The sequence below is a fragment of the Martinezella rhizogenes genome (assembly GCF_000799715.1).
GTDB lineage: Bacteria > Pseudomonadota > Alphaproteobacteria > Rhizobiales > Rhizobiaceae > Rhizobium > Rhizobium rhizogenes_C.
In genome coordinates this window covers 292150-306804 of record NZ_JUHG01000016.1, presented here as the reverse complement: position 1 = coordinate 306804, position 14655 = coordinate 292150, and the positions used below count along the sequence as shown (strand labels likewise).

Below are 14655 nucleotides of genomic sequence, written 5' to 3'. Positions count from 1 at the left end.
CCCGCCATCCTTTGTTAAGACTTCGCCGTCATGCTCTTTTGCGGGTGGAGAAAATGTCGGGACTGAACATGAAATCGGCTGAAATACCGCTCGCGACAGTCAGTCAGAACGAGTTGCAGGCGATGGCTTATACCGATCCGCTGACGGGTTTGGGTAACCGCCACCGCATGCGCGACCGTGCGCGGCTGCTTTCGGTCGAGCGCGCCAGCGATCCCGCCCCCTTTACCATCGGCATCGTCAATCTCGATTCCTTCAAGCCAATCAACGACCTCTTCGGCGTCGAGGCCGGCGACGAGATCCTGTGTCAGGTCGCCCACCGCCTCAAGGCCTGCATTCCCGACGGCGCCACCGTGACGCGTCATGACGGCGACGAATTCGCTTTCGTGCTGCCGCTGGTCTTCGAGCGCGTCGGCGCGGAGAAATTCGGCCAGATGATCCGCGAAGTGCTGTCGGCCCCCTATGATCTCGGCGATCGCAACGTTCGCCTGTCCGCCTCTTTCGGCTTTGCCATCTATCCCTTTGCCGGCGAGGAATTTGACGATCTGCTGAAAAACACCGAGACCGCGCTCTATCGCTCCAAGCGTCGCGGCCGTGGTCAGATCACCGTCTATTCCAAGGAAATCGCCCAGGAGATGAAGCGCGCGACACAGCTCGAACAGGCGCTGCGCAATGCCATCATCTCGGATGCTATCGACGTGCATTTCCAGCCGATCGTCTCGCTTGCCAACGGTGCGGTTCTCGGTTTCGAGGCCCTGGCGCGCTGGAACGACGCCGATCTCGGCTTCGTCTCGCCCGCCGTCTTCGTGCCGCTCGCCGAGGAGCGCGGTTTCATCGATGCCCTCTCCGAGACCTTGCTGCGCAAGGCAGCGGAGGCGGCACTCTCCTGGCCGCGTGAGCTGTTCCTCTCCTTCAACCTGTCCTCGGCGCAACTGATGGATCCCGGCACGAGCAGCAGCATCCTTGCCATTCTCGGTCGCGTCGGGCTGGATCCGCATCGTCTGGAGCTGGAAATCACCGAAACCGCCGTCATGAGCTCGGCCGAAACCGCAAATCGTATTATCGCCGACCTTAGGGCCGCCGGCGTGCGCATTTCTCTGGACGATTTCGGCACCGGCCAATCCAGCCTTGGCCGCCTGCGCGAATTCATCTTCGACAAGGTCAAGATCGACCGCGCCTTCGTCTCGCGTATCAATTCGGACCGCGCGTCCGAACACATCGTCAAGGCGGTTCTCGCCATGTGTGAGGGGCTCGACCTCGAAGTCGTCGCGGAAGGCATCGAGGATCATGCCGAGGCGGCCAAACTCAAATCGCTCGGCTGCGCCATGGGGCAGGGCTACTATTACGGCAAGCCCGTCGATAGCACCGCCACTCTACGCTATCTCCACGGAAATTGATCACGAGCCAGACGGCGCGCGCCTCAGCGTGTCGTCAAACCTATGGCAATGGCAGTTCGTGGCCCTGCTTGATCGTTTCCATCGGAACATCGGTCTTGACGCTTTGGACGCTGGGTATGCGCGTCAGATGATCGGCCTGGAAGCGCCAATAGCTGTGGAGATCGGCGGTTACGATCCGCATGATGGCGTCGCATTCACCGGTCGTCAGGTAGCATTCGACGACCTCGGGGAACTTTCTGACTGCCTCCGCGAACTGATGGGTAATCTCGGCGTCCTGCGTTTTGAACCAAACGCGAGCGAACACGGTAAGTCCCATGCCGACCTTTGCCGGATCGAGCACGGCAACATAGCGATCGATGACGCCCGATTCTTCCAGCAGCCGTACTCTGCGCAAGCAGGGTGAGGGCGAAAGCCCCACTTCCTTGGCCAGCTCGACATTCGGAATTCGCCCATTGCGCTGAAGCGCGCGAAGTATGCGCCGATCGATAGCGTCGAGTGTTGGTGGCATCATCTGCTCCTATATCCGATACAGACGCTATAATATGCCAACATTATGCAAGCTTGCGACTGTCTTCGCAAGCCAATTGCGCCAGCTTTGGCCTATCGTTCCAAGACAATTAAACTGGGAACGAAAATCACTCATGGTCAAAGATATCAAGAAGATCGTGCTCTCCTATTCGGGCGGCCTGGACACCTCGATCATCCTCAAATGGCTGCAGGAGACCTATAAATGCGAGGTAGTGACGTTCACCGCCGATCTGGGTCAGGGCGAGGAGCTTGAACCAGCGCGCGCGAAGGCTGAAATGCTCGGAATCAAGGACATCCGCATCGTCGATGTGCGCGAGGAATTCGTGCGTGACTTTGTGTTCCCGATGTTCCGCGCCAACACGGTGTACGAAGGCCAATACCTGCTCGGTTCCTCCATTGCCCGTCCGCTTATCGCAAAGCATCTTGTTAGGATCGCCCAGGAAGTGGGGGCCGATGCCATTTCCCATGGCGCCACCGGCAAGGGCAATGATCAGGTCCGGTTCGAATTGACCGTCAATGCGCTCGATCCGTCCATCAAGGTCATCGCGCCGTGGCGGGAATGGAATATTCAGTCCCGCACGCATCTCATTGAGTATGCCGAACGGAACCAGATCCCGGTCCCCAAGGACAAGCGCGGCGAAGCGCCGTTTTCGATCGACGCGAATTTGTTGCACACCTCGTCCGAGGGCAAGGTTCTGGAAGATCCGGCCGATATCGCGCCGGACTATGTCTATCAGCGCACGGTCGATCCCGTGGACGCGCCTAACGTGCCCGAAATCATCACCATCGGCTTCGAGACGGGTGACGCGGTTTCTCTCAACGGCGTCAAGCTGTCGCCGGCGACGTTGCTGACCAGGCTCAATGAACTGGGTGGCAAGCATGGTGTAGGGCGGATCGATCTGGTCGAGAACCGGTTCCTTGGCATGAAATCGCGCGGGGTCTACGAGACACCGGGCGGCACGATCCTGCTTGCCGCGCATCGTGGAATCGAATCGATCACACTCGACCGTGGTGCGGCTCACCTGAAGGACGAGATCATGCCGCGTTATGCCGAGCTGATCTATAACGGTTTCTGGTATGCACCGGAGCGGGAAATGTTGCAGGCGCTGATCGACTGGAGTCAGACCCATGTTGCCGGCGAGGTGACGGTAAAGCTGCATAAGGGCTCGGTGAGCGTGATTGCGCGCAGCTCCCCCAATTCGCTCTACTCAATGGATCTGGTGACGTTCGAGGAGGGGTCGGGCAGCTACGATCATCACGACGCAGAGGGCTTCATCAAGCTCAATGGGCTGCGACTGAAGACTTTGGCGGCGCGTAGTCAGAAGTTGGGAAATTGAAGGCCCAACCTGTCGTGCATGCTAAACGGTGGCCCCATGCGGGCCGCCGTTTCTCAATGGTGCGAGAACCTTCGTCACTTGTTGGTCGTTGACGAGGTCGTCGTGCTGTCGGTTCCGGGCACCGCAGCGGTTGCCGGCATCCGTGCGGCCTTTTCGGCGGCCTGCGCCGCAAGTGTCTTGAACTCAGGGGCAGACTTCAGCGTGTCGGCCGTTTCGGTGGTCGTCAGCTTGATGGTGCCGTCCTCGGCATTCTGTGTCGCCGTGATCTTCTCGAAGGGAACGGCGACGTTCTTCTGGCCCATGCCAAGGAAACCGCCGACGCCGACGACCGCGGCGACAACGCCGCCCTGCTTCATCAGGACCAGGTCGTTGATGCTGCCGATGCTTTCATTCTGACCATTATAGACCGACTGGCCCATATAGGTCCTGGCGCTGATCTGGTCTGCCGATTGTTCGGTCAGATAGCCACCGGCCTGCGCTGTGGTGGTGGTCGGTGCCGGAGCTGGCGCCTGGGCATCGTTCTGCGGCATCTGGGGTGCAGGCTTGGTGACATCAGGCGTTGCCGGGGCGGTCTGTGTCGGCTGCGCGTTGTTATCGGATGGCTGCTGCGCCTGGGCGAAGGCCATCGGCGAAAGAACCGATGCTGTGGCAAAGACCGCGCCAGCAGCGACGGATGTGAACAATTTGCCGGTCATCGTGAACCTACCTTTCATTCTGATGGGCATGTTCGCCGGCTTGGGCGGCACCACGTTTTGGCTAACCATCACCATGCCGGTTCGTTAAGGAAAATGACCGAAAGGAGGTTTGGTTCCGGCAAAAGTTGCAGAAAACGGCGCTGCACCATCCCGGTTCGATAAAAATAAAACTTAAAATTAGATAGTTAATGATAGTTCGCCGCAACCGGGATGATGCATCCATGCGCCGACCATAACGGTCTCAAGGTGCTCTCTGCGCGCGCTGCAAGTCCCAATCTCTCCGCCTTGTCTGTAGGGAGGCGGAGAGAAGGTGCGGCTCGATCAGATCTTGTAGACCGGATCGAAAACACCGTTCACCGTCAGGCCGAGTTCGAGAAGCGCTCCGGCCTGCGGCTGCGTCGAGCGGGCATCTTCGTCCAGGCCTTCCCAGGCTGTTGTTACCGCCAGGCGATCACCATTCTTGCCGATGAAGGCCGGGCAGGAGGGTTGCATGGCGGGCACGCGGTAGCGTTCGATACGCAGGCCGTCTGGGCTGTAGCGGTCGACGAAGCCGGAGCCCCAGCGCGCGTTCCAGATATAGCCGTCCGCATCGCAGACCGAGCCGTCGATGCCGCCGGGATCGTCCATGCTATCGACCATGACGATGGGCTCGCCGACCGGAAGTCCGGTCGATGGGTCGACCAGTACCCGCATCAGCTGGCTGATGCGGGTATCGCTGAAGTAACCGATCGTGCCGTCCGGCGAAAAGCAGATAGAGTTCGGGATGCTGATCTGATCGAAGATCTTCGTCACCTTGCCGCCGGCGACATGATAGATGGCGCCAGCATGCATTTCGGCGCGCTTGCCCATGGTGCTGATCCAGAGCGAACCGGAGATATGCGTGCGCCCGTCATTGGAGCGGTTCTCCGGCTTGTCCGCTTCGATGGCGGCATAAAAGGTCAGTTCGCCGGTCGCCACGTCGCGAAGGAACAGGCCCTCTTCGGTGGCGATCAGCTGCCGTCCGGCGTCGATGCGGGCAAGCACGCTCGCCATCATCGGGAGGTCATGAACTTCCTTCTTGCCGGTCGAAAGATGCAGCTCGTGCAACTCCTTGCCAAGGATGTTGAACCACCAGACCGTATCGGTATCCGGATCATAGGTCGGCCCTTCGCCCAGCACCGAAGCGGTGTCGGAGAGAATGGTGCCCTGGAAATCGTGAATCGCGGTCATATGCTCAAGCTCCTACGGCGGCGTCATAGGCGTAAATGGTCACCTTGGCGCGTTCGGCAACCTCTGTCGTCGTCATTCCCGGCTTGTAGAGGCTGGTGCCGAGACCGAATGCCAGGATGCCGGCCTTGGTGTAATCGGCGAAATTCTTGTCCGAAACGCCGCCGACCGCGGCGATGACGAGCTCTGGCGGCAGCACGGCGCGGATGGCGGTGATGCCGGAGGCGCCGAGCACGCCTGCCGGGAAGAATTTAAGGCCCGTGGCACCTGCGCGGGCGGCGGCAAGCGCTTCCGTCGCGGTGAAGACGCCGGGCATCGTCACCATACCCTTGTCGCGGGCGCGGCTGATGACCGCCGGCTCGACATTCGGTGTCACCAGCAGTTTGCCGCCGGCGGCGTCCAGCCGGTCGACATCCTCGACGGTCAGTACCGTGCCAGCGCCGATCAGGCAATCGGCGGGCGCCAGCTTGGCGGCGATCTCGATCGAGCGGAAAGGCTCCGGCGAGTTCAGCGGAATTTCGATGGCTGTCAGGCCAGCCTCGATCAGCGCGCCGACGATATCGGCGGTTTCTTCCGGCTTGATGCCACGGAGAATGGCGATGAGAGGGCGCTTCATCGAAGGGAAGGGAACACGGGTCGTCATCAGCTTGTTCTTTCGTTGTTCGGCCAGATTGCCTTGGCGGCGGCGGAAAGCCCACGGCGGACAGCGGCATCGGCGTCAACAGTCGTATAGGTGAGGGACAGGATGCGGAAAGCATCCTCATAGAGTGCCTGTAGGCGTCCGGAGGCGACAAGGGTAATCGTTGCCCCTTGGCCGGCCGACGACAAGGCGCCAGCAATTTCGGCGCCGATCAGCGTGCCGGAAATCAACGCCTGCGCACCAGCCGCCGTCAGGCCATGCAGAAGCTGGCCGGCACGGGCGGTGAAGAGCAGGTTGGTGGCAAGCGCTGGTCTCTCGAAGGCGGCCTTGATCGCGGCTTCGAAGACGGCACTGTCGGCCGGCATGTCGGCAGCGCCGGCAACCGCGTGGGAGAGGATGCTGTGCTTTGTAATGACGTCGAACAGCTCGCCGGTCATGAAGGTGGAAAAACCGGTGACCTGGCCGTCGACCACGCGCACCCATTTCGAATGCGTGCCCGGCATGCAGACGATCTGCTCGCCCTTGACATCGGCCTTGAGGGCACCGAGCAATTGCGTTTCCTCGCCGCGCATGACGTCAGGCACATCCTTGGCGCGCTGCGCCAGGCCCGGCAGGATGCGGACGTCGCGCGTTTGACCCGGCACGGAGACGGCGCCGGTGAGAATGGCGGCAAGCGAGGTCGGCGTGTCGATATAGCCGGCTTCCACCCAGCCCTGGCGCGCCCCGGCCATGCCGCACACGATAACGGGAAGATCGTCCGGGGCGGAGAGGGCGGTCAGATGCGACTGCAGCACTTGGGCAAAGCCGGCCTGCGCCGCCGATGTCATGCCTTCGCCGCTGCGCCGCTCGGCAAGAACGCTGTCGTCCTCGCCGATCAGCCACAGCCGAAAACTGCTGGTGCCCCAGTCTACCGCTACATATGCGGGCCTTGTCATTAGAAAATGCCTCCGTCGACAATGATGGACTGCGCGGTGATGCTGCCCGAGCAGTTGGATGCGAGAAAGAGAGTAGGGCCGACCAGATCGGCGGCCTTCAGAACATGCTTGAGGCATTGGCGCTCGATTGTCTTGGCAATACCGTCCTCGGTCAGCCAGAGTTCCATCTGCCGTTCGGTAACGACCATGCCCGGCAGAACAGCGTTGACGCGGATGTTTTCCGGGCCAAGACGACCGGCGAGGCTCTTGGTGAGGCCAATGACGCCTGCCTTGGCGGTCGCATAGGAGGAAAGCTGAGGCTGGTTCATCTTGATGACGATCGAAGAGAAATTGATGATCGATCCGCCGCCGGATGCCCTCATGCCGGGTGCCGCCGCCTGTGAGACGAAGAAGACCTGCTTGAGGTTGATCGCCTGGCTGTTGTCCCAGTATTCCTCGGTCGTCGTATCGAAGTCGTGGCGATCGTCCCAGGCGGCATTGTTGACGAGCACGCCGATCGAGCCGAGATCGGACTCGACGGCGGCAACCGTGCTCTTGATATTGCCGACATCACGCAGGTCGGCATGATAGAAGGCGACGGGATGCGCCGATTGCGCTGACAGCCTGGCGGCAAGCGCCTTGCTCGGCTCCTCGGCAATGTCGATGAAGGCGACCTTGGCGCCCTGTTGCGCGAAAGCCTCGACAAGCGCCGCGCCGATGCCGGAGCCACCGCCGGTGATCAGGACGGTGCGATCCTTCAGATCGGGAAATTGTGCCTGTGCCTCGGTCAAATTCCTCTCCCTCCCTGGATCGGTGATAGATTCTGGTGTTTCTTTGCTGATAGTTCCATTATTCGGAACCGGATTTGACTATGTGGAATTATCGGATTACGCTTCAGCCATGTCAAGGACGTGACGGTGCGCCGAGGACGCAATGAGGCGATCGTGAATGTGAAGCAGGACGATATCATCGGCAATGTCCATCGCGTTCGGGAAACCGGCACGCTCGGCAAGCTCATGACGCTGCTTGATCTCGTCGCACTCGCCGACTATCCCATGCGCTTCACCGACATTCTATCTCTATCGGACCAGCCGCGCGGCACGCTGCACCGGCAATTGTCGCACCTCGTCGAGGAGGGGCTGCTGGAGATTGATCGCGATGGACGTTATCTGCCCGGCATCAGACTGTTGAGTCTAGCCTCGCGAAGTTGGGCGCGCAATGAATTCCGCGCGATTGCGGATCCGCATCTGCGGCTTCTGCAGGAGCGGACCGGGGAAACCGTACACCTCGGCGTCCTACGCGGCATCGAGGTTATCTATCTCGACAAGGTCGAGGGCCGGCAGTCCGTGCGCATGTACTCGCAGATCGGCAACGCCTCGCCGGCCTATTGCACCGGCGTCGGCAAGGCGGCGCTTTCCGTGCTGGATGACAGCAGCATCGAGGCAAGCCTCGCCGGTCTTCAGTTTCACGCCTATACCGAGCATACCCATCGCGACGTGGCGGCTGTTCTTGCCGATATCGCCGTCATCAGGGCGCGTGGTTATGCCTTTGACCGCGAGGAGCATGAGAGCGGCATATGCTGCGTTGCCGCGCCGATTCGCTCTGATGACGGCAATATGCTGGCCGGTGTCTCGGTGACCGGACCGGCTTATCGCGTCACAACGGAAAAATTAGAGGAATGGGCGCCCCTGGTCAGGGTGGCTGCAACCTCCATCATGCAGGATATGCACAGCCGGCTGGGTCCGAAGCGCTAGTTTTGTCGATTTTCCTCGATAGTCATGCGAAATCGATTGATTTAACGTTTACGTGCACTGGACCTTGGCCGGTTTACACGTTTATTCTGTATTACTTGTAGAGATGTGCCGATGGTCTGCATTTCTCTACAAGTGCCCATGCCATCCTCGGGGAGTTTGGTGAAATGCTTTATCGGGCGCCGCCGTAACCAGTGCCGCAGCGGGCGAGATCTCGTTTATTTCGTCGAACGCCAGCTTGTCGACGTTCGTACGGTAATCCGGGGCCAGGAGGCGGTGATTTCGAGTTTCCCCGTTCTCTCTTTTACATAAAGAAGACTGATGATGGCAGCATTGGTGCAGGTGGGACGGTCCCCTCGCGGTGAAGATTACATTGATGAAATTGCCGGTCTGAAAACCCAGTTCGACGTTTTTCGTTTCATGAAGCGCCTGACCGAAGCCTATCGTTGCCGGGCGTTCATGGTCGTGAACCTGCCGTCGCTTACGTCCTTCGAACTGCAGAGCAATTCGGTGATCAACAACTGGCCGGCCGAACTGCTGACGGTCTACGATCAGGAAGGTCTGTTGCGCAACAGCACCGTGTCGCGGCGCCTGCGCGTTTCGACATTGCCCTTTGTCTACGACACCGAGGCAAACACCAATCGCGACGACAACAAGATTCAGCTCAGGACTTCTTTGTTCGAACGTTTTCGGATGGCGCGGAGCATCTGTTTGCCAACCCACGATGCATCCGGCATTCGCGGCGCTGTCATACTCTCGGGCGATCGCGAGCCCTTCACGGCTGAGGAGACCAAGGACCTCTACTATGTCGCGATCCATGTCTTCGACAGGCTCGCTGAAATCCGCAACCTTGACGTCCGTATCGTCGATAAGCTCACCGACCGCGAGATCGATTGTCTGAACTGGACGGCGGCGGGCAAGACCAGCGCCGAAATTGCCGAAATCCTCACGCTCTCGGAACATACGGTCAATCACTATTTGAACCGCGCCACCAAGAAGCTGGATACCGTCAACCGTACTCAGGCGGTCGCCAAGGCGCTGCGCATCGGGTTGATAAAATAGATCGCATACGAACTGGGTCGAGAGCGAACGGAATTCGGGCAGCTTTCTGCGCGAATTTTGTGCGCTGCCTATAAAATTTGCTGGCATGATTTGCAGTGCTCCGCGGGTCGGAATTGATGACCTCAATTCAACTATCGGAAAATGAACGGTTTTTTCGATTTCCTGAAACTGGCATGCTTTCTGCTTCGCAATATACAGAGGTCCAGAGGGGACTTTGATAACAGCGCCGATTAATGCGCGCGGATCAGGCAGCCGTCGTCGATACCAGTGTCGTTGCTCTCCCGGCGACAGGTCTCGGCGGCGGCTGTTGCTTATTTGGCACGTCCTTGAGTTCAACGGACATTGCGAAGCGGTTTTCCGTGAACTTGCCCTATTCCTTACCAAGCTTTGCTTTATCTCGGCCTCCGCAATCTTTTGCGTCTCCAAGCGAGCGTTGCGGCTGGTAGGGTTATAAAACCCGGCGGACCTGCCGGCCGCAACGAACTCAGCCACTTTTGTCGATCCTCCCCTCAATTTTGTTTGGCGAAGCCCCGCCACTCCACTATCTAAGCCTGAGAGATCCGGAGTGTTTGCCCGATGAGGCGCGCTGAGGATGGAAATCGCGCAGTGAGGATGGAATGGCTGGCATCACCAAGGAACAGGTTCTGGATACGCTGAGGACCGTTCGCGGACCGGACCTGGAGCACAATATCGTTGAGCTCGGCATGGTGTCGGACGTCTTCATTTCCGACGCCAAGGTGTATTTCTCGATCACCGTTCCGGCCGAACGCGCCAAGGATCTGGAGCCGATGCGCCTTGCCGCCGAGCGCGTCATCAAGGAGATGCCCGGCGTCAAGGGTGCCATGGTCGCGCTGACCGCAGACAAGAAAGCCGGCGGCGCACCGACGGCGCGTCCCGCTCCACCGCAACCACAGCCGCATGCCCATGCTCATTCCCACGCGCCTGCTCCGCAACAGCAGCCCCGCGCCGGCAAGATCGGCGTTCCCGGTGTTGGCGCCATTATCGCGGTTGCTTCCGGCAAGGGCGGGGTTGGCAAGTCGACCACAGCGGTCAATTTGGCGCTTGGATTGCTGGCCAACGGCCTGCGCGTCGGCATATTGGACGCCGATATCTACGGCCCGTCCATGCCGCGCCTCCTGAAGATCTCCGGCAAGCCGTCACAGATCGATGGCCGCATCATCGTTCCCATGGAGAATTACGGTCTCAAGGTCATGTCGATGGGTTTCCTTGTCGAGGAGGAAACGGCGATGATCTGGCGCGGGCCGATGGTGCAGTCGGCGCTGCTGCAGATGCTGCGCGAGGTCGCCTGGGGCGAACTCGACGTTCTCGTCGTCGACATGCCGCCAGGCACCGGCGATGTGCAGCTGACCATGGCGCAGCAGGTGCCGCTGGCCGGCGCCGTCATCGTCTCGACGCCGCAGGACCTGGCGCTGATCGACGCCCGCAAGGGCCTCAACATGTTCCGCAAGGTGGAAGTCCCCGTCCTAGGCATCGTTGAAAACATGAGTTATTTCATCGCTCCGGACACCGGCGCCCGCTACGATATCTTCGGCCATGGTGGTGCGCGCAAGGAGGCGGAGCGCATCGGCGTGCCCTTCCTTGGCGAAGTGCCGCTGACCATGGGCATCCGCGAGACGTCGGATGCCGGCACGCCGCTGGTCGCCTCCGACCCCGAAGGCGTCGTCGCCGGTATTTATCGCGAGATCGCCGCCAAGGTCTGGGCGCAGGTCAGCAACACGCCCCTGCGCGCCGCACCCTCCATCGTCTTTGAATAATTCGTGAAGGTTCGTGCCGGCGACGATCGGTGTGATTGCCTTGCACGCGCCATGTGCTATGACTTCGCAAATCGGAAAGTTGCCGTGAAAACGCGCATTGAAGGGGTTGTGGCTTGATTCTTTGCGCGCTTTGCTGCATATGCGCCGCCGACGTGAATTTGGTCGGGCATATTGGATGACGGTCGCCCGCCGCATGGTATCTTCGTCTCGCCCGAGCGATCGGCGTTGTTTATGACGAGCGAAGAATTGGTACAGCAGCGCAATCAGCATGGACACGGATTCCCAGCCGGATCGGCGGGATACGCCCGGAGTTTTATGAGCTTTCTTCATTGGCCATTGGTAGGATTGCAGCCGGAGCGCATAAAGCGCCTTGGCTATAGCTTTGTCTCCGTGGTGCCGGGAGCGATGCGTTGATCACGGCCTACTGTTCCGACTGTACCTCGCTCGAACTGGCAAACCTTTCGACGCTTGCCCAATTGCCGGACAATGCCGTCTGGATCGACATGGTCGAACCGTCGCGCGAAGAGGAGACGAATATCGAGCGCCTGCTGGGGCTCGAGGTTCCGACCCGGGAGGATATGAAGGATATCGAGCCGTCGGCCCGGCTCTATGTCGAGAATGACGCGGTCTTCCTAACGGCTTCGCTGTTGTGGAAGGCCGATACCAATCTGCCGGCGCTGACCGATGTCGCCTTCATCCTGACGGGGCATCGCCTGGTCACGATCCGCTATGCCCGGCCGAAATCCTTTGCACTGTTCATCGCCGCCCTGCAGCGAGTTCAGCAAGATCGGCTGACGGGTATCTCGCTGCTGGCGAAACTTCTCGAAACAATTATCGATCGCACCGCCGAGGTTCTTGAACAAACGGTCGCCGGCATCGATATATTGTCAGCGCATGTATTCGGCGACCGCATGAAGAAAATACGTCGTCCGGCGAACTATCTGGAAGAGAAGCTGAAAGACATTGCAGGCTACCATCGTACGATCAGCAAGGTGCGGGATAGCCTGAGTTCATTGTCGCGGCTTTTGACCTTCCTCAATGCCATCCCTGCCATGCAGCAGGACCGCGAGGCCAAGGAATTGTGCCGCAACGTCTCGCGAGATGTGCAGTCTCTTTCGGAGCATGCCTCTTTCGTGGCGGGCAACATTACCTTCCTGCTGGATGCATCGCTTGGCCTGATCAATATCGAGCAGAACTCGATCATCAAGATTTTCTCGATCGCCTCCGTGGTTTTCCTGCCTCCGACGCTTGTGGCGTCGATCTATGGTATGAACTTCGATCTCATGCCAGAATTGCGTTTTGCCTACGGTTACCCGGCATCGTTGTTGTTGATGGTGGTGTCCGCCGTTGTCCCGTTTTTCTTTTTTCGCTGGAAAGGCTGGCTCTGAGAGTCTAGTGATCCTGAATGTCTGACGAAACCCATCATTCTCCCGACGGGAAAATGAGCATCCGTAAACTGTCCTACCTCGCCATCGGATCTGTTGGCGTTGTATATGGCGATATCGGTACGAGCCCGCTTTACGCCTTTCGCGAGGCGCTGAAGCCGGTGGCCGCCGATGGCCTGACGCGTGGTGAGGTCATCAGCCTCGTTTCGCTGATGTTCTGGGCGCTGACGATCATCGTCACCATGAAATATGTCCTTTTTCTGCTGCGCGCCGACAATGACGGCGAAGGCGGCACGCTGTCGCTTCTGGCGCTGCTGATGAAGACGGCGAACGGCCATACCGCCGTTCTCATGCTTCTCGGACTTCTGGGTGCTGCGCTCTTTCTCGGCGATGCGATGATCACCCCGGCCCTGTCGGTTCTTTCGGCCGTCGAAGGTCTGAAGCTGGTCACGCCGACGCTGTCGGACTATATCGTGCCAATCTCGGTCGCGATCCTGGCACTGCTCTTTGCCATCCAGTCGCATGGCACAGGCGCGGTTGCGCGCTTCTTCGGCCCGATCACGGTGATCTGGTTCCTCGTCATGGGCATTGCCGGCATCATGCATATCTCCGATGATTTCGGCATCCTGGCGGCCCTCAATCCCTGGTATGCGGTCAACTTTCTGATGAACGAGGGCTTTCTGGGCGTCGTGGTGCTCGGCGCGGTCTTCCTGACCGTCACCGGTGCTGAAGCGCTTTATGCTGATCTCGGCCATTTCGGCCGGCGGCCGATCCAGTGGGCCTGGTTCGTTCTGGTATTTCCGTCGCTGACGCTGAACTATCTCGGCCAGGGCGCGCTGGTGCTGCGCGAGCCGCTCGCCATGTCCGATCCGTTCTTCCTGATGTATCCGCATTGGGCGCTTCTGCCGGTGGTCATTCTCGCCACCATGGCAACGATCATCGCCAGCCAGGCGGTCATTACCGGCGCCTTCTCGCTGACGCGCCAGGCTATCCATCTCGGCTTCCTGCCGCGTATGGAAATCCTCATCACCTCCGAAACCAATACCGGCCAGATCTTCCTGCCCTCGGTCAACGCCGTGCTGTTCTTCGGCGTCATCTTCCTGGTGCTGAGCTTCAAGACCTCGGATGCGCTGGCAACGGCCTACGGTATCTCGGTGACCGGTGCCATGGTCGTTACCTCGATCATGGCCTTCGAATTCGTCCGGGTTCGCTGGAACTGGACGCTGCCAATGGCGATTGCCGTGCTGACGCCGCTGCTATTGCTGGAGTTCGTCTTCCTCGGCGCCAACCTGCTGAAGATCCACGACGGCGGCTATGTTCCGGTGCTGATCGCAACCGCCTTCACCGTGATCATGTGGACCTGGCGTCGCGGCAGCGCCATCCTGATGGAGAAGACGCGGCATACGGATATCCCGCTGTCGTCCTTCGTCAGCTCGATCGAGCGCAAGAGCGATCATTCCCCGGCGCATGTGCCGGGCACGGCGATCTTCCTCACCAGCGATCCGGAATCGGCGCCGGCCGCACTTCTTCACAATCTGAAGCACAACCACGTCCTGCATGACAAGAACGTCATCCTGACCATCCGCACCACCAACAAGCCGCGCGTGCCCCAGGAAGACCGCTATTCGGTCGAAAAGGTTTCCGACCGCTTCTCGCGCGTCGAACTGCGCTTCGGCTTCATGGAATCGCAGAACGTCTCGCAGGCGCTGGCGACGCTCCGCAAGACCGGGCTGAAGTTCGACATCATGTCGACCTCCTTTTATCTCGGCCGCCGCAAGCTGGTGCCCGACGCCAAATCCGGCATGCCGCACTGGCAGGACCGGCTCTACATCGCGCTGGCCAACGCCGCGACCGATCCCTCCGACTACTTCCGCCTGCCGGCCAACCGGGTGGTGGAATTGGGCTCGCACGTCATTATCTGATGCGAACCAAAGCATTGTCTTAAAAGAGGCCCGGTGGATTTCCGCC

At 59.8% G+C, this 14655-nt stretch carries 13 protein-coding genes; 7 read left to right on the top strand and 6 right to left on the bottom strand.

From position 1 onward, the window contains the following. Positions 1 to 68: 68 nt before the first annotated feature. Positions 69 to 1394 carry a putative bifunctional diguanylate cyclase/phosphodiesterase gene (locus tag EX00_RS23790; protein ID WP_047463872.1) on the top strand — a complete coding sequence of 442 codons (1326 nt, stop codon included), beginning with the start codon at positions 69 to 71 and terminating at the stop codon, positions 1392 to 1394. Positions 1395 to 1434: 40 nt separating this feature from the next. On the opposite strand, the gene EX00_RS23785 is transcribed toward EX00_RS23790, so the two are convergent. Next, positions 1435 to 1902 (bottom strand): Lrp/AsnC family transcriptional regulator, encoded by a 468-nt coding sequence (locus EX00_RS23785; protein ID WP_047463871.1) that lies wholly within the window; start codon positions 1900 to 1902, stop codon positions 1435 to 1437. Between the two features lie 133 nt (positions 1903 to 2035). On the opposite strand from EX00_RS23785, the gene EX00_RS23780 reads away from it, so the two are divergent. Further along, positions 2036 to 3259, top strand: a complete 1224-nt coding sequence (locus tag EX00_RS23780; protein ID WP_047463632.1) for an argininosuccinate synthase — start codon at positions 2036 to 2038, stop codon at positions 3257 to 3259. Between the two features lie 74 nt (positions 3260 to 3333). Here the strand turns inward: EX00_RS23780 and EX00_RS23775 are convergent, their stop codons facing one another. The 5 genes from EX00_RS23775 to EX00_RS23755 form a co-directional block, all read right to left on the bottom strand. After that, positions 3334 to 3954, bottom strand: a complete 621-nt coding sequence (locus EX00_RS23775; RefSeq protein WP_047463870.1) for a PRC-barrel domain-containing protein — start codon at positions 3952 to 3954, stop codon at positions 3334 to 3336. A 321-nt stretch (positions 3955 to 4275) separates the two neighbouring features. Next, entirely contained in the window at positions 4276 to 5163 is an 888-nt protein-coding gene (locus EX00_RS23770; RefSeq protein WP_047463630.1) for an SMP-30/gluconolactonase/LRE family protein, read from the bottom strand. A 4-nt stretch (positions 5164 to 5167) separates the two neighbouring features. Beyond that, a complete protein-coding gene (locus tag EX00_RS23765) occupies positions 5168 to 5803 on the bottom strand; it encodes a 2-dehydro-3-deoxy-6-phosphogalactonate aldolase (protein WP_047463629.1) in 636 nt (211 codons plus the stop codon). After that, positions 5803 to 6735 (bottom strand): 2-dehydro-3-deoxygalactonokinase, encoded by a 933-nt coding sequence (locus EX00_RS23760; protein ID WP_047463627.1) that lies wholly within the window; start codon positions 6733 to 6735, stop codon positions 5803 to 5805. The genes EX00_RS23765 and EX00_RS23760 overlap by 1 nt, the downstream gene beginning before the upstream one ends. Further along, positions 6735 to 7505, bottom strand: coding sequence for an SDR family NAD(P)-dependent oxidoreductase (locus EX00_RS23755; protein ID WP_047463625.1), 771 nt, complete (start codon positions 7503 to 7505; stop codon positions 6735 to 6737). Before EX00_RS23755 ends, EX00_RS23760 begins: the two co-directional genes overlap by 1 nt. 225 nt (positions 7506 to 7730) lie before the next feature. Here EX00_RS23755 and EX00_RS23750 point away from each other — a divergent pair, with 225 nt between their 5' ends. The 5 genes from EX00_RS23750 to EX00_RS23730 all read left to right on the top strand — a co-directional run bounded on the left by EX00_RS23750 (position 7731) and on the right by EX00_RS23730 (position 14609). Then, positions 7731 to 8468 (top strand): IclR family transcriptional regulator, encoded by a 738-nt coding sequence (locus EX00_RS23750; protein ID WP_080761323.1) that lies wholly within the window; start codon positions 7731 to 7733, stop codon positions 8466 to 8468. 318 nt (positions 8469 to 8786) lie between these two features. Further along, positions 8787 to 9527: a helix-turn-helix transcriptional regulator gene (locus EX00_RS23745; RefSeq protein WP_404944038.1), complete on the top strand. Its 741-nt coding sequence runs from the start codon at positions 8787 to 8789 to the stop codon at positions 9525 to 9527. Positions 9528 to 10144: 617 nt separating this feature from the next. After that, positions 10145 to 11302, top strand: a complete 1158-nt coding sequence (locus EX00_RS23740; protein WP_047463623.1) for an Mrp/NBP35 family ATP-binding protein — start codon at positions 10145 to 10147, stop codon at positions 11300 to 11302. A 410-nt stretch (positions 11303 to 11712) separates the two neighbouring features. Beyond that, positions 11713 to 12690 (top strand): magnesium transporter CorA family protein, encoded by a 978-nt coding sequence (locus EX00_RS23735; protein WP_047463622.1) that lies wholly within the window; start codon positions 11713 to 11715, stop codon positions 12688 to 12690. A 53-nt stretch (positions 12691 to 12743) separates the two neighbouring features. Beyond that, positions 12744 to 14609 (top strand): potassium transporter Kup, encoded by a 1866-nt coding sequence (locus EX00_RS23730; RefSeq protein ID WP_404944037.1) that lies wholly within the window; start codon positions 12744 to 12746, stop codon positions 14607 to 14609. Positions 14610 to 14655 lie beyond the last annotated feature (46 nt).

Coding starts and splice junctions, on each gene's coding strand:
- EX00_RS23790 (WP_047463872.1), top strand. CDS start 69: ATGAAATCGGCTGAAATACCGCTCGCGACAGTCAGTCAGAACGAGTTG.
- EX00_RS23785 (WP_047463871.1), bottom strand. CDS start 1,902: ATGCCACCAACACTCGACGCTATCGATCGGCGCATACTTCGCGCGCTT.
- EX00_RS23780 (WP_047463632.1), top strand. CDS start 2,036: ATGGTCAAAGATATCAAGAAGATCGTGCTCTCCTATTCGGGCGGCCTG.
- EX00_RS23775 (WP_047463870.1), bottom strand. CDS start 3,954: ATGACCGGCAAATTGTTCACATCCGTCGCTGCTGGCGCGGTCTTTGCC.
- EX00_RS23770 (WP_047463630.1), bottom strand. CDS start 5,163: ATGACCGCGATTCACGATTTCCAGGGCACCATTCTCTCCGACACCGCT.
- EX00_RS23765 (WP_047463629.1), bottom strand. CDS start 5,803: ATGACGACCCGTGTTCCCTTCCCTTCGATGAAGCGCCCTCTCATCGCC.
- EX00_RS23760 (WP_047463627.1), bottom strand. CDS start 6,735: ATGACAAGGCCCGCATATGTAGCGGTAGACTGGGGCACCAGCAGTTTT.
- EX00_RS23750 (WP_080761323.1), top strand. CDS start 7,731: ATGACGCTGCTTGATCTCGTCGCACTCGCCGACTATCCCATGCGCTTC.
- EX00_RS23745 (WP_404944038.1), top strand. CDS start 8,787: ATGATGGCAGCATTGGTGCAGGTGGGACGGTCCCCTCGCGGTGAAGAT.
- EX00_RS23740 (WP_047463623.1), top strand. CDS start 10,145: ATGGCTGGCATCACCAAGGAACAGGTTCTGGATACGCTGAGGACCGTT.
- EX00_RS23730 (WP_404944037.1), top strand. CDS start 12,744: ATGAGCATCCGTAAACTGTCCTACCTCGCCATCGGATCTGTTGGCGTT.